The 25,647-nt window shown below is 66.6% G+C and carries 25 protein-coding genes and 2 pseudogenes; 6 read left to right on the top strand and 21 right to left on the bottom strand.

The window, feature by feature from the left end:
- From ABDV69_RS15115 to ABDV69_RS15080, 8 genes and pseudogenes are all read right to left on the bottom strand, one after another.
- Nucleotides 1-1,103: cellulase family glycosylhydrolase (locus tag ABDV69_RS15115; protein WP_343575738.1), on the bottom strand; the 1,103-nt coding region annotated here is incomplete at its 3' end.
- A gap of 87 nt (nt 1,104-1,190) precedes the next feature.
- A complete protein-coding gene (locus ABDV69_RS15110; RefSeq protein WP_343575736.1) occupies nt 1,191-2,843 on the bottom strand; it encodes a hypothetical protein in 1,653 nt (550 codons plus the stop codon).
- Nucleotides 2,844-3,080: 237 nt separating this feature from the next.
- Complete coding sequence (locus tag ABDV69_RS15105; protein ID WP_343575734.1) at nt 3,081-4,319, bottom strand: O-succinylhomoserine sulfhydrylase; 1,239 nt, start codon at nt 4,317-4,319, stop codon at nt 3,081-3,083.
- Nucleotides 4,316-4,825: a rhodanese-like domain-containing protein gene (locus ABDV69_RS15100; protein WP_343575731.1), complete on the bottom strand. Its 510-nt coding sequence runs from the start codon at nt 4,823-4,825 to the stop codon at nt 4,316-4,318. The genes ABDV69_RS15105 and ABDV69_RS15100 overlap by 4 nt, the downstream gene beginning before the upstream one ends.
- Nucleotides 4,826-5,047: 222 nt before the next feature.
- Nucleotides 5,048-5,650: pseudogene (locus ABDV69_RS15095) on the bottom strand (DUF433 domain-containing protein); the annotation flags it as partial.
- A 101-nt stretch (nt 5,651-5,751) separates the two neighbouring features.
- On the bottom strand, nt 5,752-6,978 hold the full coding sequence (gene purT / locus ABDV69_RS15090; RefSeq protein ID WP_343575728.1) for a formate-dependent phosphoribosylglycinamide formyltransferase: 1,227 nt from the start codon (nt 6,976-6,978) through the stop codon (nt 5,752-5,754).
- A 22-nt stretch (nt 6,979-7,000) separates the two neighbouring features.
- The gene (locus tag ABDV69_RS15085) at nt 7,001-7,633 is read right to left on the bottom strand and encodes a PaaI family thioesterase (RefSeq protein WP_343575725.1); all 633 of its coding nucleotides are present in this window, start codon (nt 7,631-7,633) and stop codon (nt 7,001-7,003) included.
- Entirely contained in the window at nt 7,630-8,928 is a 1,299-nt protein-coding gene (locus ABDV69_RS15080; protein WP_343575724.1) for an adenylosuccinate synthase, read from the bottom strand. Before ABDV69_RS15080 ends, ABDV69_RS15085 begins: the two co-directional genes overlap by 4 nt.
- A gap of 90 nt (nt 8,929-9,018) precedes the next feature.
- Between ABDV69_RS15080 and ABDV69_RS15075 the strand changes: the two genes are divergently transcribed.
- From ABDV69_RS15075 to ABDV69_RS15065, 3 genes are read left to right on the top strand one after another with little or no spacing between them, the layout of a single operon-like run.
- The gene (locus ABDV69_RS15075) at nt 9,019-9,645 is read left to right on the top strand and encodes a peptidase M50 (protein WP_343575743.1); all 627 of its coding nucleotides are present in this window, start codon (nt 9,019-9,021) and stop codon (nt 9,643-9,645) included.
- Nucleotides 9,646-9,693: 48 nt separating this feature from the next.
- Nucleotides 9,694-10,470: a site-2 protease family protein gene (locus ABDV69_RS15070; RefSeq protein WP_343575723.1), complete on the top strand. Its 777-nt coding sequence runs from the start codon at nt 9,694-9,696 to the stop codon at nt 10,468-10,470.
- Nucleotides 10,471-10,510: 40 nt separating this feature from the next.
- On the top strand, nt 10,511-11,398 hold the full coding sequence (locus ABDV69_RS15065) for a cation diffusion facilitator family transporter (RefSeq protein ID WP_343575722.1): 888 nt from the start codon (nt 10,511-10,513) through the stop codon (nt 11,396-11,398).
- A gap of 4 nt (nt 11,399-11,402) precedes the next feature.
- Here the strand turns inward: ABDV69_RS15065 and ABDV69_RS15060 are convergent, their stop codons facing one another.
- On the bottom strand, nt 11,403-11,819 hold the full coding sequence (locus tag ABDV69_RS15060; RefSeq protein WP_343575720.1) for a DUF3151 domain-containing protein: 417 nt from the start codon (nt 11,817-11,819) through the stop codon (nt 11,403-11,405).
- A 111-nt stretch (nt 11,820-11,930) separates the two neighbouring features.
- Between ABDV69_RS15060 and ABDV69_RS15055 the strand changes: the two genes are divergently transcribed.
- Nucleotides 11,931-12,740: a hypothetical protein gene (locus tag ABDV69_RS15055; protein WP_343575717.1), complete on the top strand. Its 810-nt coding sequence runs from the start codon at nt 11,931-11,933 to the stop codon at nt 12,738-12,740.
- Between the two features lie 56 nt (nt 12,741-12,796).
- Here ABDV69_RS15055 and fbaA read toward each other — a convergent pair whose 3' ends face one another.
- Nucleotides 12,797-13,831: a class II fructose-bisphosphate aldolase gene (fbaA, locus tag ABDV69_RS15050; protein ID WP_343575714.1), complete on the bottom strand. Its 1,035-nt coding sequence runs from the start codon at nt 13,829-13,831 to the stop codon at nt 12,797-12,799.
- A gap of 132 nt (nt 13,832-13,963) precedes the next feature.
- On the opposite strand from fbaA, the gene ABDV69_RS15045 reads away from it, so the two are divergent.
- Entirely contained in the window at nt 13,964-14,620 is a 657-nt protein-coding gene (locus ABDV69_RS15045) for a DedA family protein (RefSeq protein WP_343575740.1), read from the top strand.
- 10 nt (nt 14,621-14,630) lie between these two features.
- Here ABDV69_RS15045 and ABDV69_RS15040 read toward each other — a convergent pair whose 3' ends face one another.
- Nucleotides 14,631-14,816 carry a hypothetical protein gene (locus ABDV69_RS15040; protein ID WP_343575744.1) on the bottom strand — a complete coding sequence of 62 codons (186 nt, stop codon included), beginning with the start codon at nt 14,814-14,816 and terminating at the stop codon, nt 14,631-14,633.
- A gap of 136 nt (nt 14,817-14,952) precedes the next feature.
- On the opposite strand from ABDV69_RS15040, the gene ABDV69_RS15035 reads away from it, so the two are divergent.
- Entirely contained in the window at nt 14,953-16,869 is a 1,917-nt protein-coding gene (locus ABDV69_RS15035) for an alkaline phosphatase family protein (RefSeq protein WP_343575712.1), read from the top strand.
- Nucleotides 16,870-17,045: 176 nt separating this feature from the next.
- Here ABDV69_RS15035 and msrB read toward each other — a convergent pair whose 3' ends face one another.
- The 10 genes and pseudogenes from msrB to ABDV69_RS14985 form a co-directional block, all read right to left on the bottom strand.
- Complete coding sequence (gene msrB / locus ABDV69_RS15030) at nt 17,046-17,543, bottom strand: peptide-methionine (R)-S-oxide reductase MsrB (protein WP_343575710.1); 498 nt, start codon at nt 17,541-17,543, stop codon at nt 17,046-17,048.
- A gap of 24 nt (nt 17,544-17,567) precedes the next feature.
- Nucleotides 17,568-18,917: a 3-oxoacid CoA-transferase subunit B gene (locus ABDV69_RS15025; protein ID WP_343575708.1), complete on the bottom strand. Its 1,350-nt coding sequence runs from the start codon at nt 18,915-18,917 to the stop codon at nt 17,568-17,570.
- Nucleotides 18,910-20,025: a glycoside hydrolase family 76 protein gene (locus ABDV69_RS15020; RefSeq protein ID WP_343575706.1), complete on the bottom strand. Its 1,116-nt coding sequence runs from the start codon at nt 20,023-20,025 to the stop codon at nt 18,910-18,912. Before ABDV69_RS15020 ends, ABDV69_RS15025 begins: the two co-directional genes overlap by 8 nt.
- Nucleotides 20,026-20,041: 16 nt before the next feature.
- Nucleotides 20,042-20,704 carry an RNA methyltransferase gene (locus ABDV69_RS15015; RefSeq protein WP_343575704.1) on the bottom strand — a complete coding sequence of 221 codons (663 nt, stop codon included), beginning with the start codon at nt 20,702-20,704 and terminating at the stop codon, nt 20,042-20,044.
- Nucleotides 20,701-21,591: a hypothetical protein gene (locus ABDV69_RS15010; RefSeq protein WP_343575701.1), complete on the bottom strand. Its 891-nt coding sequence runs from the start codon at nt 21,589-21,591 to the stop codon at nt 20,701-20,703. The genes ABDV69_RS15015 and ABDV69_RS15010 overlap by 4 nt, the downstream gene beginning before the upstream one ends.
- Before the next feature lie 5 nt (nt 21,592-21,596).
- A complete protein-coding gene (gene pyrE / locus ABDV69_RS15005) occupies nt 21,597-22,136 on the bottom strand; it encodes an orotate phosphoribosyltransferase (RefSeq protein WP_343575700.1) in 540 nt (179 codons plus the stop codon).
- A pseudogene (locus ABDV69_RS15000) lies at nt 22,123-22,263 on the bottom strand (short-chain dehydrogenase); the annotation flags it as partial. The pseudogene ABDV69_RS15000 and the gene pyrE, both read right to left, overlap by 14 nt.
- Nucleotides 22,264-22,409: 146 nt before the next feature.
- Nucleotides 22,410-23,261 (bottom strand): trehalose monomycolate transport factor TtfA, encoded by an 852-nt coding sequence (gene ttfA / locus ABDV69_RS14995; protein WP_343575699.1) that lies wholly within the window; start codon nt 23,259-23,261, stop codon nt 22,410-22,412.
- 97 nt (nt 23,262-23,358) lie between these two features.
- Nucleotides 23,359-23,892, bottom strand: a complete 534-nt coding sequence (locus tag ABDV69_RS14990) for a hypothetical protein (protein WP_343575697.1) — start codon at nt 23,890-23,892, stop codon at nt 23,359-23,361.
- Nucleotides 23,893-23,953: 61 nt separating this feature from the next.
- Nucleotides 23,954-25,647: AAA family ATPase (locus tag ABDV69_RS14985; RefSeq protein WP_343575696.1), on the bottom strand; the 1,694-nt coding region annotated here is incomplete at its 5' end.

Here is a 25,647-nt window from a genome sequence, read left to right as displayed (position 1 = left end):
TGGAACGCGGTACCGTCCGGGCGCAGCAGATCGTGGAACCACACCTTGGGGACCGCCGAGTACGGGTGGTTCCAGGAGTCCCACGGGAAGTAGGTCTGCGTCTTGCCGGCCACCAGACCCCAGTTGATCGCACCGACGTTGTTTCGCTTGGCAACTGGCAGGATCGATTCGATGGTGCTGCCCTTCGGGCGAGCCATGTACTCGGTGCACAGAATCGGGCGACCGTGCGGGGTGAGCTCGTTGATCCGCGACTCGAAGGTCGACGGGCCGGCGTAGGAGTGGAAGCTGATCACGTCGGAGTTGGCCAGCTGAATGTTCTGGATTGTCGTGCGGCCACCGGGATCTGCCCATTCACCATCCCACACGCCGCTGGTCAACGGCTGACGCGCATCGACCGAGCGTGCCCAGCTGAAGACCTGAGGAAGTAGGTCGGCCACCCGGTCCAGCTTGTCGCTGCGCTCGACGCGGGCGTATTGCGGCGCGGGGTTGTCGGGTTCGTTCCACACATCCCACCCCAAAACCCGTTCGTCGCTTCGGAATTGGGTCATGACGCCGGTGACGTAGTCCTGCAGGGTGCGGGTGTAGCGCGCGTCGTCGATGCGTTCGGCGCCAGGACTCTGTACCCAGCCGGAGTTGTGCACCCCGGGCGTCGGCGCGTGCTGCTGGCCCAGTTTTGGGAACGGATCCCAGCAGGAGTCGAACAACACGAACAGCGGTTTGATGCGGTGCCGCGCGGCGATGCCGACGAACTGCGCCAGGCGGGTCTGGAAGCCGCGCGAATCCTGAGCCCACAACTGGTCGTGCAGAAAAACCCGGACCGAGTTGAGTCCGTGCGCGCGGGCCCAACCGAGTTCAGTGTCGATGCGGCGCGGGTCATAGGTGCCCGGCTGAAACATCTCGAGTTGGTTGATTGCGGTGGACGTAATGAAATTCGCGCCGACAGGCCAGCCCTGCGCCTGGTACCAGCGGTTGGCTCGATCGGACGACCACCGACTCGACTCGGCGGAGGCTCGTGGCGGATCAGCGGAGGCGCGCGACGCGTGGGCTAAAGCCGTGCCTGCCGCCAACACCAGCGGCAATTTGAGAACAGTACGGCGGTACACAACGCGACGATAAGTTGCACACCACGCCGTTCCCGGTATTCAGCCAGCGCGTCGCACGACTTGTTATCCCGCTGTCACCAAGCGGGATCAGTCCGCGGCAGCGAGCGTCCGTTCCATGGTCAACGCCTGAGCACCGGCCGTCAGCGACGTCGTCGCCGACGTGGCGATCATCGCCCAGCAGCCGGGCACGACACCCACTTCCTCGCAGGGCTGTTCGGCGGTCGAGCATTGCGCGACCAACGCGCGAATCCGCTCGGCACTTGCCGTAGCGTCCGGACTCAGGACGCGGGTGGCCGCGCCGGACCCGACCTCGGGATGGCGTGCCATGAACTCCCGCAAGAACAGCGCCCCGGTGACTTTCGGATTGATGTCCTGGACCGCGGCCATCACGGTGTCGCCGAACACGCCGCCGACGGTGCCGACCGCGAAGTCGATGCCGCAGTGCAGCAAACCCAGCCGCCGATGGAGATCGGTCATCGTCTCGCGCAGCGCGGTATACACACTGCGGTCCAGCCCGAGGCGCTGCCACTCCTCGGTGCCGACGAAGATGTTGCCCTTCCACGACGTGCCACGCATGAATTGCAGGGTGAGTCCGTCGAGCAACTCGCCCGAGCGCACATGCGCCGACGGTGTGGTCAAGACGCGTTCGCCGCCTACTTCGCGCTCGAAGTAGGTGACGTGCGCTTCGAGAACCTGGTCACCGCCCAGCTTCCAGGCGCCGGCCGCGAGTTCCCGCAGACGAACGGTGTCGTCGAGCTCGATTCCGGGCGTGATCCGTCCGCCGTTGCCGCCGTCGGAAGGCTTGAGGCAGGCGTGCGTCAGGCGGTAGCGGCCCTGCAGAAGCGCACCCGCCCGCAGCAGCTCGCGACAGAAGTCGTCGCAATCTTCCTGCCAGGGGACGGCGTAGCCGGGCAGCACGGGAATGGGCGCTTGCAGGTGGGTGAACGCCTCGCTGGACCGGTGCTCGCGCTCCAGGATGACCGGACCTGGCTGTCCATTCACCTGGCTTTCCAGACTCAGCGCCGCCTCGACCGTCGGATGCAGCATGCGCTTCCGGTTCCACACCCCCAGCCGAGAGTCGTTGGCGTCGACCCGAATTCGGCCAAGGCCGGTCATCCGGGCCAGCCACGTCACGAATAGCTGGAATTCGGGCTCGAAATCGTAGGGGCTCACCACCGTTGACGGATTCGCCCGCAGGAACTCGATGATCCGGCGAATCACCGGATCGCGGTCGCCACCGTCGACCGCACGGCGCAGCAGGGCCTGAGACATGTAATAGTAGTCGGTATCCGGAAGTACCAGGCGCTCAACACCTTCCGCCGCGGTGCCGTGCCGCCACGGCTGGGTGCGTCCGATGACGAGATCGCCGCTGCGGGCCAGGTACAAGCCGCGCGTCTCCACATACGTGGTGAGGTCCAGGACAGGCCGGCCCTCGACCATTGCGGTGAGATCGGTTTCGAAGCTGCTGGCATACGGCGTGGTCGAATGCACCACCAGGCGGCGCTGCCCTTGGCTGGGTGCCGCGAATTCGACGTGCTCTGCCACCAGTTCGGGGAGTTCGCCGGGTTCGATCGACAGCAATTTCCGGGTCGCGATGGCGAAATCGGTTTCGTCGAATCTCAGCGGGCCGGCGTAGCTCTGCCAGGCGACTTCATCGCCGTCGACGATGACAACCCACTCATAGAAATCACCGGTCAGCGGATGAGGTGACGTCCGCGGCCGGCTGATGCTCGATATCACTCAAGTCTCTCCATTTCGGGCCCGACGCAGTCAGGCAAGTACGACGCTGCGATCGACGCACTGTCGTACGGCTATCGGGCACATTCCCTATGACGTTACTATTGCGCCGAAGTTTCCTACAGTTGGAAAGATCACACGACGGTCAGATGAATAGCCGGGTAACGCGTGTGACCAATGTGGCAATTTCCATTTCCGGACATGTCGATTGCAAATGGACAGCGAATTCCCAGCAGACTCCTAGCCTAAAGCCCTTTCGAGATCGGCGATGAGGTCTTCGGTGCCCTCGAGGCCCACCGAGATGCGAACGACCCCGTCGCCCAAACCAATAGCGGCGCGGCCTTCGGGTCCCATCGCACGATGGGTTGTCGTCGCCGGATGGGTGACAAGGGATTTCGAATCGCCCAGGTTGTTGGAGATGTTGATCAGCCGAAGTCCGTCGACCACCTCGAACGCCCGTTGCTTGGCCGCCCCGTTCGGGGCATCGAGTTCGAAGGTCACCACTGTTCCGCCACCGGACATCTGGCGCTTGGCCAGGTCGTACTGCGGGTGCGACGGCAGGAACGGATAGCGAACCCACCGCACCGCGGAGTGACGCTCCAGGTACTCGGCGATCCGCTGTGCTGAGTTGTTCTGGTAGTCGACGCGAATCGCCAGCGTTTCAAGGCCTTTGAGCATAACCCAGGCATTGAAGGCGCTCATCGCGGGCCCGGTGTGGCGCATCAGTTTCTGCACCGGTCCGTCGATGTACTCTTTGTCGCCGAGGATGGCACCACCGAGCACCCGGCCCTGCCCGTCGATGTGTTTGGTGCCCGAGTAGACCACTACGTCGACGCCGAGCGGAAAGCCCTGCTGGAGCAGTGGAGTCGCAAAGACGTTGTCCAGCACCACCTTTGCCCCCGATGCATGGGCGAGCTCAGTAACTGCGGCGATGTCGACCAGCGATTGCATCGGGTTGGACGGGGTCTCGAAGAACACCGCCTGCGTTGGCGCCGACAACGCCTCCTCCCACTGGGACAGGTCGTCGCCGTCGACGAACACGGTCTGAACACCCCAGCGCGGCAGAATCTCGCTACACACGACGAAGCATGAGCCAAACAGGCTGCGGGAAGCCACAAGTCGATCACCAGCGCCCAGCAACGCGCCCAACGAGGTGAAGACCGCCGCCATTCCGCTGGCGGTGGCGAATGCCGCGGGAGCGCCCTCGATCAGACGCAGGCGCTCCTCGAACATGCTGACCGTCGGATTGCCGTAGCGCGAGTAGACGTAGCGGTCCACCTCACCGGTAAACGCCTGCTCCGCCTCGGCGGAGGAACCGTAGACATAGCCGGACGCCAAGTACATGGCCTCACTGGTCTCATCGAACTGCGACCGCAGGATTCCGCCGCGCACCCCGATGGTGGCCTGGCTGACGCCGTCGGGCAACTGCTGCGGTATGCGGACCGAGGGCACCGGCTTCTCGTGGTCGGTCGAGCTCATGTCTGCTTCCACGGCAAACCGATTGCCCGCCAGCCTGTTCCGCCGCGGTGACAATCGCCGTCGAGCTGGCCTTCGAAGCCGTCCAACACGTTGTACGACGGAGCGACGCCAGCCTCGGTAGCCGCCTCGGCCGCGCCGATCGAACGGTTGCCGGAGCGGCACAGGAACACCACCGGGCGGTCGCCGCCGGCCGGGACATGCTCGAGCAACTCGGCGACGAAGTTTTCGTTGCGCTTACCGTCGGCGCCATTCCACTCGACGTACACGACTTCGCGGCCCAGACTGGCCAGGTCGGGAACACCGACGAAACGCCACTCGGCGTCGGTACGAACGTCGACCAGAACCGCCTCGGGGTGCTCGCTGAGTAGCTTCCACGCCTGCTCGGGGGTGATATCTCCGGCGTAGGCGCGGCCGGACGTTGTACTTGAACCGGCATTTCCCTGGTCGCTGGCGCCCGCTGCGCTCGAAGATCTCCTCGCCTGAGATGGGCTCTCCGGGGTCGACATGTCTATCACCGTATCGCGGCACGAGGCCGCGCAGGACTTGCCTGTGTGACAGAAGCGCACTGGACGATCGGCGGGGGTGGCAGTCAGAGCAGCTTGACGATCCGATGCGCCTGTACTGAGTAGACAAACGGGCCATGGCCTTGTGCGGCCACGGCGATCGCGGCGATTCGCTGGTCAAGCGGCGATGGTATCAAGCGCGGTACGCAGGTCTTTCTCGGAGACTCAGTAATCCGCAGCTACCGCCTTGAATGTCTCGCCGGCGCGCAGCGGCCCCAGGGCGTCAGCGACCCTTGCGCCGCTGGCGGCAAAGACCGGCTGCCCATAACCCCTAGTAGGGTCGAGCACCACGTTCGCTTCGCCGTATTGAGGTAGCCGAATTAGCTTGGCGTAGTTATCGTTATCGAATCGGATCTGCTTTAGGTAGTGCTGAACGATGTCCTTAAAGACGTACTGACCGGACCGCGGAACAATCAGGTGCTTGACGACTTCGTCATCTGGACTTCCTTCGCCAGACCGCTGTGCGAAGTCCCACAGAACCTCTGCGCCGTCCGTGTAGAGGTCCCGTGAGGCCAGCGCGTGAGGCCCGACGTTTCGCAGAAGCACGTCAATTGACGGCCGTATCCGTTGCATAGGCACGCCGGCGCGCCTGAATGCGGCCAGAACGTACGCCTCCGCGACCCCAACAAATGGCAGCCGCGCTTATCCAGCACGATCCTGTGGCAGCGCAGAAATGATTGGTTGACCTTTGACCACAGACCGCGCCTCTGGTCGTCGTTCGTAGCCGTCAGCCCAGGTCTGCAGCGTCGAGCGTGGCACGACCAGGTGGTACTGATCCTCCACCGCGCCGGTAATCGCCCCCGCCTCACCGCCGGTCACATGGATGCGGGTGCGGATCCGCACCCCCGTCGGCGCCGCGGCCTCGCCTGCTACCACAGCCTGCGCAGCGCGGCCGACGCATCGCGGGCACGCCCGCGTGCCGTGCTCACGTCTGCCGCGGTCACGACAGTGGCTCCCAGTGGCCGCCCGGCCTCAGACTCGTCACGAGTGAATACCCGCACATCGCTCTCGGTGGTCCGCAGCGCATCGCCCAGCGCGCCACCTCGCTCGCGCTGCGGGACCCCGTCGGCGCCGGCGTAGATCACTGCGGCCGCACCCGGAGAGACCATGATGGTGTCCGTCGGCAGACCCAGGATGGCCCGCGCCTGTAACTCGAATTCCGAAAGCCGCTGGGTGCGAACGGTAACCAGGCCACTCTCGAACGGCCGAGCGGTGACGCCGCTGAAGTAGACCTCGTCGCCACGGACCATCAGCTCGACCCCGAACAGGCCGCGCCCGCCGAGCGCCTTCACAACCCGGGCGGCGATCGACTTGGCGGCGTCCAGCGCCGCCGGGCTCAAGTCTTGGGGCTGCCAGGATTCCTGCACGTCACCAATCGCGTCGCCGTGGCCGATCGGCGCGCAGAAGTCCAGCGTCGGCCCCGACGGGCCCTTGCTGCACACCGTCAGCAGCGTGACGTGGAAGTCGATTTCGACAAGGGTCTCGGCCAGCACCCGGCGCTGCGCCCGCCGGCCGCCGGCGGACACTGCCCGCTGCCAGGCCGGTTCGAGGTCGCCCGGCAGCAGCACCACCGACTGTCCCTGCGCGCCGATGGCAGCGACCGGTTGCACCCGCAGCGGGTAGCCGGCGTGGTCGGCGATGGCGCGCAGCTCGTCGAGCGAGCCCGCGAACCAGAACGGCGCGGTGGGCAGGCCGAGCTCGTCGGCGGCCAGCCGACGCAGGCCTTCCCGGTCGGCGGTGAGCCGGGCACAGCGAGCGGTGGGGACGAACTGTGTGGCGAGGCCATCGGCCTCCGATGCGGTAGCTGTCAACGCATCGACGGCGACAGCGTCCGACGCCGTCACCACCACGTGTGGCTGCAGCCGCCCGATCGCGGCGTCCAGCTCGTCGGTGTCGGTCATGTCGACCACCAGCGCCTGGTCGGCCACGCCATGCGCCGGCGCAGCGGCGTATCGCTCGACGGCGATCACCTGGGCGCCCAGCCGCTGCAGGGCGATCGCCAGCTCACGGCTGAACTCGCCGGACCCCAGCAACATCACCGTCGGCCGATCGGCATCGCTCGGCTGCGGGGTCGACTCGTTGTGCGGCGTGGTCACGTGCCCAAGGATAGGTGGGGTGCTACGGCTGGCCGGGCAGCAGCCGGATCATCAGGCCGTTGGCCTCGGCCAGCAGGGTGTCGCCGTCGAGCAGTTCGCCGCGGACGAACGCCTTGCGGCCCTCGGTCGCGGCGACGTGGCCGCGGACCACCAGCGGGGTGTCGATCGGGGTGATCTTGCGGTAGTCGACATGCAGGAAGCCGGTGCGGCTGATCGGCCGGGCAGCGGCGTGCACCACCATCCCGAAGACATGGTCGAACAGCAGCGGCAGCACGCCGCCGTGCACCGCGCCGTTGCCGCCGACGTGGAACCGGCTGAAGTGGCCGCGCATTTCCACGCCGTCGGGGTCGTACCGGCTCATCGTCCAGGGCGGCAGCAGCAGGCTGCCCATCCCGGGCAGTTGCGGCGATCGGCCGGCCGGGGCCTGGCCTTCGCGCGCCGTGAACGGCGCGAGTTGGTCGGCCAGCGCCTCGGCGTGCGCGGCGGCGTCGTTCCAGAGGTCGTCGCTGGGGTCGGCGGACACCGCGAGGTCCTGCAGCCGACGCATGGCCGCGACGAATCGGCCGAAGCCCGGGCCCGGGCTGGCGGCGCCGTATTCCGGGAATCCGCCGTGATGGTCGTAGTCGGGGTCCAGCTGCTCTGGTGAGTCGGTCACGGGCGAGCCGCCAGCACGTCGCGACGCACGATGGTCTGGTCACGACCCGGGCCCACACCGATGCATGAAATATGAGCTCCGCCAAGCTCTTCCAGCCTCAGCACGTAGTCACGCGCTTTCGCGGGCAGGTCGTCGAATTCGCGCGCTTCGGAGATGTCTTCCCACCAGCCGGGCAGTTCTTCGTAGATGGGCTCGGCGCGATGCAGATCGCTCTGGGTCATCGGCATCTCGGAGGTCTCTTTGCCGTCGATCCGGTAGCCGACACACACCGGGACGGTCTCCAGGCTGGACAGCACGTCGAGCTTGGTCAGGAAGTAGTCGGTGATGCCGTTGACCCGGGTGGCGTAGCGCGCGATGACGGCGTCGAACCAGCCGCAGCGCCGGCGCCGGCCCGTGGTCACGCCGAACTCGCCGCCGGTCTTGGACAGATATTCGCCGCTGTCGTCGAACAACTCGGTCGGGAACGGGCCCGACCCGACGCGGGTGGTGTAGGCCTTGAGGATGCCCAGCACGGTGGTGATCCGGGTCGGGCCGATGCCGGAGCCGACGGCCGCGCCGCCGGCGGTCGGATTCGACGACGTCACATAGGGATAGGTGCCGTGGTCGACGTCGAGCAACGTGCCCTGCGAGCCTTCCAGCAGAACAGTCTCGCCGGCCTCCAGCGCGGTGTTGAGCAGCAGCCGGGTGTCGGCGATCCGGTGGGAGAAGGTCTCCGCCTGCTCCAGCAGCGCTTCGACGACGTGCGCCGGGTCGAGCGCCTTGCGGTTGTAGATCTTGACCAGCACCTGGTTTTTGAAGTCCAGCGCGGCCTCGATCTTGTTCGTGAGGTTCTGCGGATCGAGCACGTCGGCGACCCGAATGCCCTGGCGGGCGATCTTGTCCTGGTAGCAGGGTCCGATGCCGCGGCCGGTGGTGCCGATCTTCTTGTTGCCCATGTAGCGCTCGGTGACCTTGTCGATGGCCACGTGATACGGCATCAGCAGGTGCGCGTCGGCCGAAATCAGCAGCTTCGAGGTGTCTACGCCGCGGTCTTCGAGGCCCTTCAGCTCGTCGAGCAGGACGCCGGGGTCGATCACCACGCCGTTGCCGATGACGTTGGTGACGCCGGGCGTCAAAACCCCGGACGGGATGAGGTGCAGGGCGAAATTCTCGCCGGTGGGCAGCACCACGGTGTGCCCGGCGTTGTTGCCGCCTTGATAGCGAACGACCCATTTGGTACGGCCGCCGAGCAGGTCGGTGGCCTTGCCCTTGCCCTCGTCGCCCCACTGGGCGCCGATCAGGACGATTGCCGGCATGACTCGCTCCCGCCTAATCCCACGTATTCAGGCCGCTTATTGTGGTCCAGCCGGTGACCCACAATAGCCCAGCCGTTTGCGAGGACGCTTCTGAATATTCCAGATACCGCCGTGTTGGCGTTCGGCGACCGACTGCCGCGCGCCCTGCGAGGGCTGCCGGTTGCCGGTCCCGATGACATCGATGCGGCGATCGCCTCGGCGCGACGGCTGGTGGTGCTCGGCACCGACGCCGACCTCGCGTCGGTGCTGACCCGGCTGCTGCGTGCGGAGCTGCTCGACGTCGAGGTGGCCTACGTTCCACGGCGCCGCACGCCGGCCACCCGGGCCTATCGCCTGCCGGCCGGTCGCCGGGCCGCCCGGCGGGCAGTGCGCGGGTCGGCTCAGCGGCTGCCGCTGATCCGCGACGACACCGGAACGGTGATCGTCGGGTTCGCCCTCTGGCGGCCCGCAGACGGGGAGCGGCTGCTGCACGGAGAGGCGATCGTCGATGACGCGGTGCTGTTCGACGGCGACGTCGCCGAGGTGACCGTCGAGCCGACGGCGGCACTGCCCGGGCTGCGGGCCCGCGTGTCGGGTACCCGGCGCTGGTTGACCGGCCGGGCCGCGCAGCTTGGCGGCGTTGGCATATCGGTGGCCCGCGACGGGGTGGTCGCGCCGCGGGCGGTGCGCCGCTCCACGATTTACCGACACATCGAGGGTTGGCTCGCGGTCCGGTGACGAGCGCCGCGGATCTGGCGCAGGGCTGCGGTCCGGTAGCTTCGTGACGTGAATACGCCTGTGCACCAGTCGGTGCGACCCAGCCCGATCTTCTGGGCCATTGTCGGCCTGACCGTCCTCGGCGGCGGGCTGGCGTACTGGGTGGGCGACGACGTGACTCCGCTGGCCTACGCCGGGGTGTTCGTCATGGTGATCGCCGGCTGGGTGGTGTCGCTGTGCCTGCACGAGTTCGGCCACGCCTTCACGGCCTGGCGATTCGGCGACCACGACATCGCGCTGCGGGGATACCTGGATATGGATCCGCGGCGTTACGTCAGCCCGGTGTGGTCGATCGTGGTGCCGATCGCGATCACCGCGATCGGCGGGATCGGTCTGCCGGGCGCGGCGGTGTACGTGCGGACGTCGTACCTGACGACCCGGCAGCGCACGCTGGTCAGTCTGGCCGGTCCGGCAGCGAATCTGCTGCTGGCCGTGGTTCTGCTGGAGGTGACCAACCTGTTCTTCGACCCGCGGCACCCGGTGTTGTGGGCCGGAGTGGCGTTCCTGGGCTTCCTACAGATCACCGCGCTGCTGCTGAACCTGCTACCCATCCCCGGCCTGGACGGCTACAACGCCCTGGAGCCGCACCTGAGCCCGGAGACTCAGCGGGCGCTGGCACAGTTCAAGCCGTACGGCTTCATGTTGCTGTTCTTCCTGTTGTTCACCCAACCGCTCAACCAGTGGTTCTTCGGGATGGTCGACTACGTCTTCGAATTTTCCGGCGTACCCCGGATGCTGTGGCAGCTCGGCGCCGGGCTCACCCAGTTTTGGCGGCACCTGCTGTAGACCTTGCGATACATGCGTTATTACGCATATATTTCTGTTCATGGGTGCCGGCCACGATCATCCGAGCTCGGGCACGCCCGCGCCGAGACTCGCAATCGCCACCGCGCTGCTCGGCGCCTTCTTCGTCGTTGAGCTGACCACGGCACTGCTGATCGGATCTATCTCGTTGCTCGCCGACGCCGGCCACATCCTGACCGACGTCGCGGCCAGCTTTATGGGACTGTGCGCAGTCATCCTCGCCCAGCGCGGCAGCACGTCACCGGCCCGTACCTACGGCTGGCACCGCGCCGAGGTCTTCACCGCCGTCGTCAACGCTGTGCTGCTGATCGGGGTCGCCACGCTGATCCTGCGTGAGGCGATCGGCCGCATCGGCCACGCACCCGACGTACCTGGCATCCCGATGATCGTCGTCGCGCTGACCGGGCTGGCCACCAACGCCGCGGTAGCGCTGCTGCTGCGTTCGCACTCGTCGCACAGCCTGGCCGTCAAGGGCGCCTACACGGAGGTCATCGCCGACATGGTCGGCAGCGTCGGGGTGCTCGTCGCCGGCGTGGTCACCGTCACCACGCACTGGCCCTACGCCGACGCGGTGGTCGCCGTCCTCGTCGCGCTGTGGGTACTCCCCCGGGCGTTGGCACTGGCCGCGGGCGCACTGCGCATCCTGTCCGAATCCTCGCCCAGCCACATCGACGTCGACGAACTGCGCACCGCACTGGCGGCGGTCGACGGCGTGACCGAGGTACACGACTTACATGTCTGGACGCTGGTACCCGGCAAAGACATGGTGACCGCGCACCTGGCCGGCTGCGACAACTCGGCCCGGGTGCTGCACGAGGCTCAAGCGGTTCTGGCCGCGCATGGACTCGACCACGCGACCATCCAGATCGAACCCGCGGACGGTGTCGGCCAGTGCGCCCCCGGCTTCTGAACGGTCAGCTGAGGCCGAGGCCCCGGCGGGCAGCCGGGTCGCAGTCATCGAGCAGATCCAGACAGCGGGCCTGCTCGTCGGTCTCGCCGATCGCGTCGGCCGCCCGCGCCAGCGCCGCGACGCATCGCAGAAAACCTCGATTGGGCTCGTGCGAGAACGGCACCGGACCGAAACCCTTCCAACCATTACGGCGCAACTGGTCCAGGCCGCGGTGATAGCCCGTGCGGGCGTAGGCGTACGCGGTGATCGCCTTGTCGTCGGCGAGCGCGTCTTCGGCCAGCGCCGCCCACGCCACCGACGCGGAGGGGTGCGCGGCCGCGACGGCAGTCGGGTTGTCGCCGGCGTCCAACTGGGCCTCGGCGTCCGGGTCACCGGGCAACAAGATCGGATTCGGTCCCAGCAGATCATGCATCGGCGTCATGGGGATATTGTGCCGTGCCGCGTCTTTTCAACCGATACCGCCACCTACAACCCAGCGTCGGGTCGCTAAGCTGCTATAGGTATTTCGACACCGAAGAGGACAGCTGCGCCTATGCCCAATCCATCAGGGTCTGACCGCGACAAAACGTCCGACGCCGCCGATCGAGCCGCCCCGGGCGACCCGGTGGAATCCGAGGCTGACGCCGACGACAAGACCACCGAAACCCAACGCGGGGCCGATCCCGCGACTGAGGTGATCGGCCTGTCCGGGCAGCAGCCGCAACCGCCGATGCCTGCGCTGCAACCCGGTGAACGACGCTTCACCGCTCCGGGTTTCGACGCCAAGGAAACCGCGATCATCAACGCGGCCAACGACCCCGCCACCGAGGTCTTCGCCTCGGGCCAAGCAGGCGCGAGAATTGCTACGCCGCAACTGATTCCGCCTCGGTTGGGGGCCAAATTTCGTCCGCCCAGTCAGCGCAGCTGGGGTTGGGTGCTGGCGCTGATCCTGATCATCTTGGCGTTCGCCGCGATCGCGGTGTTGGGCACCGTGCTGCTGACCCGCAACGACAGGAAGCCGCATGCGTCGCAGGAAGACCAGGTGCGCAACACGATTCAGCACTTCGACGCCGCGGTGCAGACCGGCGATCTGACCACGCTGCGCAGCCTCACCTGCGGCACCATGCGCGACGACTACGTCACCTACAATCAGAACGAGTGGAACGACGTCTACCAGCGCGTCGCGGCGGCGCAGGAATATCCCGTCGTCGCCAGCATCGACCAGGTCGTCGTCAACGGGACCCATGCCGAAGCCAACGTGACCGCGTTCGTGGCCTACGCCCCGCAGACCCGCTCGTCACGCAGTTTCGACCTGCAGTACCGCGACGACCAGTGGAAGATCTGCGAGTCCAGTTCCGGCTGAGGTTTTTTCCCAGCCTCGCCGAACGTGAAGCCAACTTCACGTTCGTGGCGTAAAAGCTAGTTCGAGACGGACTTTCCGGCGCAGTGCAGGTCGTTGCAGGCCTCGATCACCCGCTCGGTCATCGACGCCTCGGCCTTCTTGAGGTAGCTGCGCGGGTCGTAGACCTTCTTGTTGCCGACCTCGCCGTCGACCTTCAGCACGCCGTCGTAGTTGGTGAACATGTGCGCGGCCAGCGGCCGGGTGAAGGCGTACTGGGTGTCGGTGTCGACGTTCATCTTGACCACGCCGTAGCGCAGCGCCTCTTCGATCTCGGACTTCAGCGAGCCGGATCCGCCGTGGAAGACGAAGTCGAACGGCTTGGATCCGTCGGCCAGGCCGAGCTTGGCGGACGCGACTTTCTGCCCCTGATCCAGGATGTCGGGCCGCAGCTTCACGTTGCCGGGCTTGTAGACGCCGTGCACGTTGCCGAACGTCGCGGCCAACAGGTAGTGACCGTGCTCGCCGTAACCCAGCGCGTCGATGGTCTTCTCGAAGTCCTCCGGTGTGGTGTAGAGCTTGTCGTTGATCTCGGCCTCGACGCCGTCTTCTTCACCGCCCACCACGCCGATCTCGACCTCCAGCACGATCTTGGCGGCGGCGGCCAACTTCAGCAGCTCCTGGGCGATCTCCAGGTTCTCGTCGAGCGGCACCGCCGAGCCGTCCCACATGTGCGATCCGAACAGCGGATCCTTGCCCGCTGCCACCCGCTCGGCGGAGATCGCCAGCAGCGGCCGCACGTAGCCGTCCAGCTTGTCCTTCGGACAGTGGTCGGTGTGCAGCGCGACGTTGATCGGATATCTGGCAGCGATGCTGCGGGTGAACTCGGCCAGCGCGACCGCGCCCGCAACCATGTCTTTCACTCCCAGGCCGGAGCCGAATTCCGCACCGCCGGTGGAGAATTGGATGATGCCGTCGCTACCCGCGTCGGCGAACCCCTTCAACGCGGCGTTGACGGTCTCGGACGAGGTGCAGTTGATCGCCGGGAAGGCGTACTCGTTCCCCTTGGCGCGTCGCAGCATCTCGGCGTAGACATCTGGCGTTGCGATGGGCATGCGGCTTCCTTCCTGACGTGTTGCATCAGTATCGCAACACCTTCGGCGTGCCCGCAGCCCGGCCGGCGAAGGCCGACCATCGACGCCGGTATCTTGAGCATCGTGAAACCCGCCGCAGAAACCATCGTGGCTATGCCCAACATCCTCGACCCGATGTACTGGATCGGTCCTCAAGGACTGTTCGCATCGGCCGTTCTGCCGACAATCCTGGCCATCGTCTTCGTCGAAACCGGTCTGCTGTTTCCGCTGCTGCCCGGTGAGTCGCTGCTGTTCACCGGTGGCCTGCTAGCCGCGCACGGCACCCTCGACATCTGGGTGCTGGCGCCGGCGGTGGCGCTGACCGCGATCGCGGGTGACCAGACCGGCTACTTCATCGGCCGCCGGATCGGGCCGGCCCTGTTCAAGAAGGAAGACTCGCGGTTCTTCAAGCAGCACCATGTGACCGATTCGCACGCCTTCTTCGAGAAGTACGGACCGGCGGCGATCATCCTGGCCCGGTTTATGCCGTTCGTGCGGACGTTCACACCGGTGGTCGCCGGGGTCTCCTACATGCGCTACCCGGTGTATCTGGCCTTCGACATCGTCGGCGGCATCCTGTGGGGTGGCGGCGTGACGGTCGCCGGCTACTTCCTGGGCAACATTCCGTTCATCCACCAGAACCTGGAAAAGATCGTCCTGGCGATCCTGTTCGTGTCGATGATTCCGGCCTTCATCGCCACCGGCCGGGCCTACCTGAGGCGCCGCCGGGCTGCCAAGGTCGACGAAGGCCAGTTGACGGTCGCCGACTGACGACGACCGCTTAGACTAGGCTGCGCCAGCGCCGGATCCCCTCCCCGCCGTCATAGCCCGGGCAGCGGCGCCGGCACCGCGAGCATCGATCGGCTTGCGACGCCTTGGGACGCACCGACAACACCAGCACCTCGCTGGTCACCGGCGTCTTCCCAGGCGAAGTCTCGATCTCGATCGGCCCGTCCTCGATGACCATGTCTGGCACCCCAGACCCGTTGCAAATTCCCTGGGCGCTGCGTTATTCTCTCACGCACATCTCATCTTCCGCTCAGGAAAGTTGACGAATAATGGCGCATCGTAACTCCGGGAAGCAGAAGCTAGCTTCATGTACGGTGACGGCGCAGCGGCGTCGACGCGCCATCGGGACGGCCGGGGCGGTCAGTGCGTTTCTGGCGTTGGGGCTGGCGCCGCTGGCTTCTGCGCCCAAGGCCCGTGCCGATGGGATTGACGCGGTCATTGACCAGGTCTTCGCTGCGATCACGGGTTCGTCCGGCGATCTGGCTGGCGTTTCCGGGGCGGTTCCGGAGTTGGGCGGTCTGGGTGTGGATGCCGCCGATGTGGGCTCGGTGGCCGCGGCCAGCCCGGCTGATGGCTGGTTGCATGCGCTGGAACAGGACTGGAGCGCGTTGGGTCAGCAGCTGGACACCGCGCTCAACACCTGGTTTAACCACGTCGCTCCGGCTGGCGAAGCCACCGCCGGCGCTGCTGCGCAGCCGATGAGTCAGAACTTGCTGGTCAACCCCGACTTCGAAATTGCCGACCCGTCCGGGTCGGGCTACAGCGGGGTGACCATTCCGGGCTGGACGGAGACCGGCACCCCGACCGTAATCCAATACGGCACCCCGCTTGGTTATCCGTCGCCATTATCGTCTCCCTTCCCAGCGTTGACGGGGTTGGGCGGCTTTCCGGATGCGCCGCCGGGCACCCCGGCCGGCGACGACAATTTCGCCGGCGGCGGACCCGTGGCCACGTCCAGCATCAGCCAAACCGTCAACCTCACCGGCGCAGCCGGAACGCCGTACGAGCTCAGTGCAGATCTCGGCGGCCAGGGCTTGAACGCGTCCTATACCTCAGAGCAGGTCACCTTCCTCAACGCCAACGGGGACGTGCTGGGCACCGGCTCGCTCAACCCGGTCACGATATGGGATCGCCTGGGTTTCACCGGTTTTGAGGAACGCGATATCACCGGGACGGTCCCGGAGGGCACCACCTCCGCGGAGGTCACCACCACCTTCCACGACGAAAACCATTTCCTCGGCGACTACAACGGCGCGTACGCCGCCAACGAGTCGTTCACGGTCGGCGATCCAAATCTCACCGCGGCGCCGCTCACCCCACCGGTGTCCGACGTCGGCCACCTCAATCACGTGTTCCTGATCTACTTGGAGAACGAGGGCGACGGCGCCCTCGTGGGCAACCCCAACGCGCCGTTCATCAACAGCCTGATCAAGACAGAGGATTTCGACAGCAACTACTACTCGCTGAGCCACCCCAGCGACGCCAACTACATCCGGGTCATGGGCGGGTCGGGCTTCGGCATCGACTACAACCCCGACACGGACGTCGTCAAAGCACCCAGCCTCATGCAAGAAATGGATCAGGCGGGCGTATCGTGGGCCGGCTACGAGCAGGGCATCGCCCCGGGTACCACCGACATAACGCCGCAAGACGCCGTCGACGCAACGCCCTTCGGCCTATTCAGCTACGTCTACGACAACACCCCCGCCTACCTGCAGGAACACATTTTCCCGCAGTCGGATTTGTCCAGCGCTCTGCAGAACCCGAGCACCTTCCCGGACTTCGCGTGGGTCAAACCCGGCAGTGACGCGCCTAGCAGCGAACTTGACAGCATCCTCAACTTTATTAAGGGCGACCTCCTGAACGAGCAGTCCGGCGTGGTGGCTCAGGACCAGTACCTCCAGCACACGATATCCACCATTGAGGACTCGCCCACGTGGACTGACCCGAACGAGAAGGACGCGATCATCGTCACGTGGGACGAGGACAACAACGAACCGTCACTGGGTATCGGTAATGAAGGTAACAACGTTCCGATGATCGTCATCCCGAACCAGGACGCCGTGACGGCTGGGGGGATGCAAGCCGGCCCCTTCACCACCGACACCTACTACAACCAGTACGACCTGATGTCCACCATCGAAGACGCCTTGCGTCCTGCGCCGGGAACTCTGGCCCCGCTCACCGACAACGACATGTACGCCCAACCTATGAATGCTTTCTGGAAATAATGGTCGACTCCGGGACCACTTAGCCGCGGTGGGTGACGGTTCGGGTTCCTAGGTCGGCTATGCGCTGGGCGAAACGTCTCGATTGCTCGGCGACGAAACCGATCAACGTCGGACGGCAGAAAAAGCCGATGAACCACACCTCGTTCAGTCGTCACCGCGGCCCGTTCGCCAATCAGCTACGCCGGGCGAAAACCCATCGCCACGCCGTTCATGCAGTAGCGCAGGCCGGTTGGTTGCGGGCCATCGTTGAAGACGTGGCCGAGGTGCCCGCCGCAGCGGCTGCAGAGCACCTCGGTGCGCGACATTCCCCCGCTGTGGTCTGCTTGCTCGAACACGACGTTGTCCAGCGGTTTGTAGAAGCTGGGCCAGCCGGTGCCACTCTCGAACTTGGTGGTCGACGAGTAGAGGGCCTGCCCGCAGCCCGCGCAGGTGAAGACCCCGGATCGATGCTCGCCGTTGAGCGGGCTGCTGTAGGGCCGCTCGGTGCCCGCATTGCGAAGCACGTCGTATGCCGCGGGCGACAGCAGTTGGCGCCACTCCTGGTCGGGGTGGTTGATCGCATACGCTCGAGCCGGACGGCTCGGTGCGCCGGTTGCGGTGACCGCGGTCAAAGCGCCGGCACCGGCGAGCACACCGAACGCGGTGCCGAGTAGGACGTTACGTCGGGTAGTCATGGCTTCTACCATACGGCGGTATGGTCAGACGGCGGTCTTGAAGTCGCATCCGGTCTTGGCGCGGACGTCGGCGACGGTGACGCCGGGGTGCAGCTCGATCAGCGTGAGCCCGTGCCCGGGTTCGACCTCGAAGACACCCAGGTCGGTGATGATCAGGTCCACGACGGCCCTGCCGGTGACCGGCAGTGAGCACTGCTTCAGGATTTTCGGGCTGCCGTCCTTGGCGGTGTGGTCCATCACCACGATGACCCGTTTGACGCCGGACACCAAATCCATTGCGCCGCCGGGGCCTTTGACCATCTTGCCGGGCACCATCCAGTTGGCCAGATCGCCGTTCTCGGCGACCTCGAGGCCACCCAGGATGGACAGGTCGATGTGGCCGCCGCGGATCATCGCAAACGAATCGGCGCTGCTGAAGTAACTCGACCCGGGCAGGCTGGTGACGGTCTGCTTGCCGGCGTTGACCAGGTCGGGGTCGACGGCGTCCTCGGCCGGATAGGCACCGATGCCGAGTAGCCCGTTCTCGGACTGCAGTGTGACGGTGATGTCGTCCGGAATGAAGTTGGCCACCAACGTCGGAATGCCGATACCCAGGTTGACGTAGTAGCCGTCACGCAACTCCTTGGCGGCACGCTTGGCCATCAGCTCGCGGATCGGGTTGGCTTTCTCGACCCCGGTGCCACCGGTGGTAGTGCGGAACTCGATGCGCTTTTGGTAGGCGGGGCCCTCGATGATCCGGTCGACGTAGATGCCCGGGGTGTGGATCTGGTCTGGGTCCAGCTCGCCGACCTCGACGAGTTCCTCCACCTCGGCGACGGTCACCGTGGCGCAGGTGGCGATCATCGGGTTGAAGTTGCGGGCGGTCTTGCGGTAGATCAGGTTGCCCGACTTGTCCCCCTTCCACGCCTTCACGATCGCCACGTCGGCCCGAATGCCTTCTTCCAGAACGTATTCCGTGCCGTCGAAGACCCGCGTGTCTTTACCCTCGGCCAGGTTGGTACCGAAGGCGGTGCGCGTGTAGAAGCCGGGAATGCCCGCGCCGCCGGCCCGCAGTTTCTCCGCCAACGTGCCCTGCGGCGTCAGCACCAGGTCGAGCTCACCGGCCAGCACCTGGCGCTCGAACTCCTTGTTCTCGCCCACGTAGGAGGCGATGACCTTGGACACCTGACCCGCGTTGAGCAGCAGCCCCATGCCGAAATCGTCGACGCCGGCGTTGTTTCCGACGATGGTGAGATCCCGGACGCCGCTGTCCACCAGGGCCTCGATCAGGTTTTCCGGAATGCCGCACAGGCCGAAACCGCCTGCGGCGATCGTGATTCCGTCCTTCAACAGGCCGTGCAACGCCGACTCGGCGTCGGCGCGGACTTTACTCATCGCTGGTCCCTTCGGTTACGGCGTACGCGGCTTCCATCAGCATCCAACCGGACAGCTGCACCGACAGATCACGCTCGGGGATCTCGGACGCGGTGACGGCACCCGCCACGAACTGAGCGTGCGCACCGGCGGCTGCCGGCAGGTCGGCCGGGCGGTCCCAGAACGGGCCGAACAACGGCAGACCCTGCACAGTCTGACGGTTGTCCCATGCTGACTTGGCCGACGTCAGCACGATGTTGCGGGCGGTGTCGCGAGCCTTGCCGTCGTCGACCGAATCCCCCGGCAGCGCGGTGGCGACCAGCGCCAGGTAGCGGGCGGTAATCCCGGCGAACAACCCGCCGTCGCCGCCGCCGGCCCCGCGGATCACCCCGCCCGGCGCCATGTGCTCGTCGACCGCGGCCACCAGGCGATGCACCCGGGCCGCGTGCCGGTCATCTTGGGTGCGGGCGGCCAGTTCGGTTTCCAGGCCGAGCACCACGCCCTGGCAGTAGGTGTATTCGGCGCGGACCAGTGAACCGCCTTTGACGCCGTCGAACACCAGGTGCGTCTCGGGGTCGATCAGCGTCTCGTCGATCCAGTCGGCCATCTGCTGGGCGCGCCGCATCCGGTCGCCGTAGCGGGCCAGGAAGATGCCGGCCGGACCGTTGGCCGGAGCGTTGAAGAACTGGTCCTGTTTGCGCCACGGGATGCCGCCGCCGTCTTCGGGCACCCACGCTTTGACCAGTTGATCGTGCAGCGTGCGCAGCGCGCGCGGACGTTCCACGGTCGCGATCCGCGCCGCCCGCTCCAGCGACAGTGCCAGCCAGGCCATGTCGTCGTAGTAGCTGTTGACCCAGGATCCGTTGTTACGCAACCGATGTCCGCGGATCTGCCGCGCGATCTCGATGCGGCGCTGTTCCTGGGGGTCGCGCAGTTCGGCGTCGACCAGGCAGTCCAGCAGATGCGCCTGCCACCAGTAGTGCCAGCCGCCGAACCAGCGGTCGCGCCGGGTTGCGGGCCAGCCCACCACGCCGAGTTGGGTGCCGGGCAGCGCCCACAGCTTCTTCAGATGGCGGCCAACCACAGCGGCCTCCGCGCTGACCGCCCGGTTGACCCACACCTGATCCATGGTGGGTGATCCTGCCCTACCAGGCGGCCGCGATGTCCCCGTGCTGGCAGATCCAGGCATGCATGGCGATGCCCGCAGCGACGGCGACGTTGATGCTGCGGGTCGACCCGAACTGCGCGATCGAGACGGTCAGCGCGGCGCCGTCGCGGGCGTCGTCGCTGATGCCGGGTCCTTCCTGACCGAACAGCAGCAGGCAGTCCCGCGGCAGCGTGGTCTGCTCCAGTCGGGCCGCACCCGGCACGATATCGACGGCGACCACCGTCAGGCCCGCGGCGGCGGCGAAGCTCAACAGTTCGGCGGTGTCGTCGTGGTGCAAAAGTCGCTGGTAGCGGTCGGTGACCATGGCGCCGCGCCGATTCCACCGGCGACGGCCGACGATGTGGACGGTGTCGACGGCGAATGCGTTGGCGGCGCGCACCACCCCGCCGATGTTGGCGTCCTGGCCGAAGTTCTCGATCGCGACGTGGAGCGGGTGACGGCGCTTGTCTATGTCGGCGACGATCGCCTCCCGTGTCCAGTACCGGTAGGCGTCGACGACGTTGCGGGAGTCGCCGTCGCGCAGCAACTCGGGGTCATAGCGTGGGTCGTCGGGCAGATCCCCTTGCCAAGGCCCTACCCCGCTCCCGACGCCGGACGCCGGTACGGCCCATTCGGTGGGCCCCGGGCCGGGCTGGCTCATTTGACGGTCCACACCGCGGCGTGGGTACCCACGATCGCGACCGTCGCGTAGAGCAGCGCGTCGTTGAGGTCGCCCTGGGTGCACAGCGAGGCGTTGACGTGCACGGCGTCCAGCGACGCCTCGGGCAGGATCAGCACCGAGGATCCGTAGGTCGCGCAGGCCGGATTCAGGCCGGGCGGCGGCAGCGTCGGCGAGGCGAGCAGCATCATCGGTCCGCCGCGGCCCGCGGAGTCGTCGCGGTATTTGGCCGCGACGGTGTCGGCCTGCAGACCGAGCAACATGTAGCCGCTGCCGGTGAACGCCGCCGGGTCGCCGAGCGAGGCCTGGTTCAGCGGTGTGCCGTCGGCCCGCCACGCTGCGACGCTGGTCGTTTTGACCACCATCCCGGTGTCACTTTCCTTAGTCGGCAGCAGCCCGACCGGGAACGCCGCCGGATAGGCCGCCGCGGTGTCCGCGATGCGGTCACGGGGTGAATACAGGTAGACGCCGCGGACGGCGGCCCGGTCCTTCAGCGGGCCCAGGCACACCGTTCCGGCCAGCCGGTTGCCGCCGGGCGCGGAAAGCGATTGGACGACCAGGTTTTTGACCCCGTCGCAGCTGCCGATGCCGGCCGCTTCCAGCGGATGCGCCAACGCGCCGTACAACCCGAAGCGGATGTCGCGGGGGTCGGCATGCGGTTTGGCCGCGTCGGTCGGGGCTGCATCGACGTCGACGAGCACGTAGTCGTCTTGCCAGCGCAGGTTCGAGATCGACGTGTTCCAGCCCAGCACCGCCAGCGATTCACCGATCCGCGCGGTTCCGGAGCCGTACACCTGTTGCGGCGCAGAAGAATTCGAACAGGCGCAGAGTAACGTCAACGCCGCGATGATCGCCAGGACAGTGCGCACGGTGACTAAGCCAGCCCGAGGTCCGCCAGCCCCAGCACGCTGCGGTACGGAAACCCTTCGTCCTCAATGGCTTCGGCCGCCCCGGTAGCACGATCGACGACCGTCGCGACGCCGACCACCTGCGCGCCGGCCGCCAGCACGGCGCGCACCGCGGTCAGCGCCGATCCGCCGGTGGTGCTGGTGTCCTCGACCACCAGGACCCGCTGGCCGGTGATGTCGGGCCCTTCGATAAGACGTTGCATTCCATGGGCTTTCACCGACTTCCGCACGACGAAAGCGTCGATCGGGCGGCCGGGGGCGTGCATGACCGCGGTGGCGACCGGGTCGGCGCCCAGGGTGAGGCCACCGACCGCGGCGTAGTCCCAGTCGGCGGTGAGGTCGCGGACCAGCCGACCGATCAACGGAGCCGCCCGGTGGTGCAGGGTGGCCCGGCGCAGGTCCACGTAGTAGTCGGCCTCTTTGCCCGACGACAACGTGACGCGGCCATGCACCACCGCCAATTGTCTTACCAACTGCGCTAGTTCAGAAAGTTCAGGTGCGGCCACGGCCCCGCCCAAAAACACTCGTGGCGGCGCGCGACAGGGTTCGCGGCACCAGCCGGGTGACGGTGGTGATCGCCTTGTACTGAAACCCGGGGATGATGAGCGTGTTGCCGCGGGCGACTTCGGCGAGGGTCTCGCGGGACACCAGCACCGGGTCATCGCCGTCAGCGGCACAGCGTCGCGCAAAGCCTTGGCCGATACCCGAAGTGGGCCCGATGATCAGGGCGACGGGGCGAGACACGGAGCCAGTGTACTTAGCCTGGAGGCGACCCAGACTCAGCGCTGCTGGTATGACGCCTGGTGACCGTTGCGACCGGCCGGCGGACGGCGGACCTGCTCCTGACGCGACGACGGCGGCGGGCTTGCGGCCGCGCGCGTCGTCGTCCCGCTCTCCCGCGACACGGATTCGGCGGGTTGGCGCTGCGGGGCCTCACCGCGGCCAGCGGGGGCCAGCGGGCGGCTGGGCGAGGTGTTGCGGCTGGTCGCCTGCGGAGTTCCGGACGATCCGGCCGACTGCGGCGTTGGCGGCAGCACCCGTAGCAGGTCGTTGAACTGGCGGACGGTGCGCAGGCCTTCGTCCCACTGGGCGCGGGTGCTACCGATCGGCATGCTGATCAGCGTCCAGTTCTGCTCGTTCCACATGATCTCGGCGCAGTCGGGCGCGGTGTGGGCGAACGTGACCATCCGGCGGTCGCAGGCACGACGGGCGGCGTCCAGGTTGGTGGAATACACCATCCGCGGCCCGATCGCGCCGAGCAGCCAAATGTCGTTCTCGCGAGGCTCTTTGAGGCCCTTGAGTCGCAGGTCGATGACGACGTTGGTGCCGACCTTGCGGTGCAGGGCGATCACGGTGGCGACTTCTTCGAGGTCGAAGATGAAGACCGCCTCGCCGCGGATCTGACCGAGCACGACGTTGCAGGCCGGGATGTTGCTGCCCACCGTCGACATCACGCCGCGCTTCCAGCGCTTGAGGATCTCGGTGGATTCCTGCTCGTAGTCGAACCCGTGCGAACGCGCCCACGACTTGCGGCGCCGTCCTCGTCCCCGGCGGCGGTCGATGTCGACGTACAGCAACACCGCCGCACCGACGAAGCACAGCGCAGAGAGCGTGAACCAAAGCGGAACCATCGCCACGTAGCCTAACTGCTACCACCCCCCAAGCGAGAATGCCAGCAGGTCACAACAGAATTAAAGTTTGCTACCGCTTCGGCACCCACCGCAACGGTTAGTGCGATTCGCCGGACTCAGGCCACGTGATTCCGGCGGCCGTCGCGAGCAGTGGGAGCATGCGCGCGTCCTTTTCGGCGGGAACCGCAGAGGCGTTCAACTCAGGAAATTGGCTATGAAACGACGTCGGCCGATCGATGTCTATTCTGGTGTCTTCGCCGTCACGCTGCGATACACAAAATCGCACCGGCGCCCCCAACCCTGCCACCCCGGAGTACCCGAAGAGACCCTGCCCAGTGAGGACGCTGCCGATCAGATAAAGCTTCGACTCAACGGCTATCCCACCAGGCCGCATCAGCGATCCCATATCCAGCTGGAAGAACATCCCGAATCCGCTTTGCCCGTCCACCTGCTCGGCGTAGGCGGTGAACTCTTCCGCGTCGCCCGCCGCCGCTAAGGTGCTCAGCGTGTCAAGGTCGTAGGGCTGAAACAAGCGCTCGATTTCACCTGTGACTTCGGCGAACGACTTCTTCGACCGCATCGTTACCAGGCGAATAGTGAAGCCGGTTTCGGTGATCTGCGCTTGCTCCACAGGTGCCGCCTGCCTTCCCGGCAAGAACGCTCCAGCCTGCCAGCAGCATAGCTACGGGCAATCAGCCCAGCACCAACGAGTCGCCGTCGGCACTGACGTTGACCGGCACCACGTCGCCGTCGTGCACATCGCCGGCCAGCAGCATCTTGGCCAGCTGGTCGCCGATGGCCTGCTGCACCAGCCGCCGCAGCGGCCGGGCGCCGTAGACCGGGTCGAACCCGCGCTGGGCCAGCCACTTCTTGGCGGCATCGGACACCTCAAGCTGCAGCCGGCGTTGCGCCAGCCGCTTGTCCAGCTGGGCGAGCTGGATGTCGACGATGGCCACCAGCTCGCCGGGCTCCAGGCCGTGGAAGACGATGACGTCGTCGAGTCGGTTGATGAACTCCGGCTTGAACGCCGAGCGCACCGCGGCCATCACCTGCTCCTCGCTGCCGCCCGACCCGAGGTTGGACGTCAGGATCAGGATGGTGTTGCGGAAGTCGACCGTGCGGCCCTGACCATCCGTCAAACGCCCCTCGTCGAGCACCTGCAACAGCACGTCGAACACGTCGGGGTGGGCCTTCTCGATCTCGTCGAACAGGATCACCGTGTACGGACGCCGCCGCACCGCCTCGGTCAGCTGACCGCCCTGGTCGTAGCCGATGTAACCGGGTGGCGCACCGACCAAGCGGGCCACCGAGTGCTTCTCGCCGTACTCGCTCATGTCGATGCGGACCATCGCGCGTTCGTCGTCGAACAGGAACTCCGCCAGCGCCTTGGCCAGCTCGGTCTTGCCGACACCGGTCGGGCCCAGGAACATGAAAGACCCGGTCGGCCGGTTGGGGTCGGCGACCCCGGCCCGGGTGCGACGCACCGCGTCAGAAACAGCGGCGACGGCTTTCTTCTGCCCGATGACGCGCCGGCCCAGCTCGTCTTCCATGCGCAGCAGCTTGGCGGTCTCGCCCTCGAGCATGCGGCCGGCGGGAATGCCGGTCCACGCCGACACCACCTCGGCGATGTCGTCGGGCCCGACTTCTTCCTTGAGCATCACGTTCTCGCGCGCTTCGGCGTGCGGCACCGCGGCGTCGAGCTTCTTCTCGACTTCCGGGATGCGGCCGTAGCGCAGCTCGGCGGCCTTGGCCAGGTCCCCGTCACGCTCGGCGCGCTCGGACTCCCCGCGTAACGTGTCGAGTTGCTCCTTGAGCTCGCGAACGGCGTCGATCGCATTCTTCTCGTTCTGCCAGCGGGTGGTCAGCTCGGCCAGCTTCTCTTTCTGGTCGGCCAGTTCCGCGCGCAGCTTCTCCAGTCGGTCGCGCGACGCATCATCGGATTCCTTGGCCAGCGCCACCTCCTCGATCTCGAGCCGCCGGACCAGCCGCTCGACCTCGTCGATCTCGACGGGTCGGGAGTCGATTTCCATCCGCAACCGGGACGCGGCCTCGTCGACCAGGTCGATGGCCTTGTCCGGCAGGAAGCGCGCGCTGATGTAGCGGTCGCTCAACGTGGCGGCGGCGACCAGCGCCGAGTCGGTGATGCGCACCCCGTGGTGCACCTCGTAACGGTCCTTCAGGCCACGCAGGATGCCGACGGTGTCTTCCACCGACGGCTCACCGACGAACACCTGCTGGAAGCGGCGTTCCAGCGCGGCGTCCTTCTCGATGTGCTTGCGGTACTCGTCCAGCGTGGTCGCGCCGACCAGCCGCAGCTCGCCGCGGGCCAGCATCGGCTTGATCATGTTGCCGGCGTCCATCGCCGACTCGCCGGTGGCGCCGGCCC

This window comes from Mycobacterium sp., assembly GCF_039583785.1.
GTDB lineage: Bacteria > Actinomycetota > Actinomycetes > Mycobacteriales > Mycobacteriaceae > Mycobacterium.
Note: the sequence above shows the minus strand (reverse complement) of the source record. Positions and strands in the feature narration are given on the sequence as shown.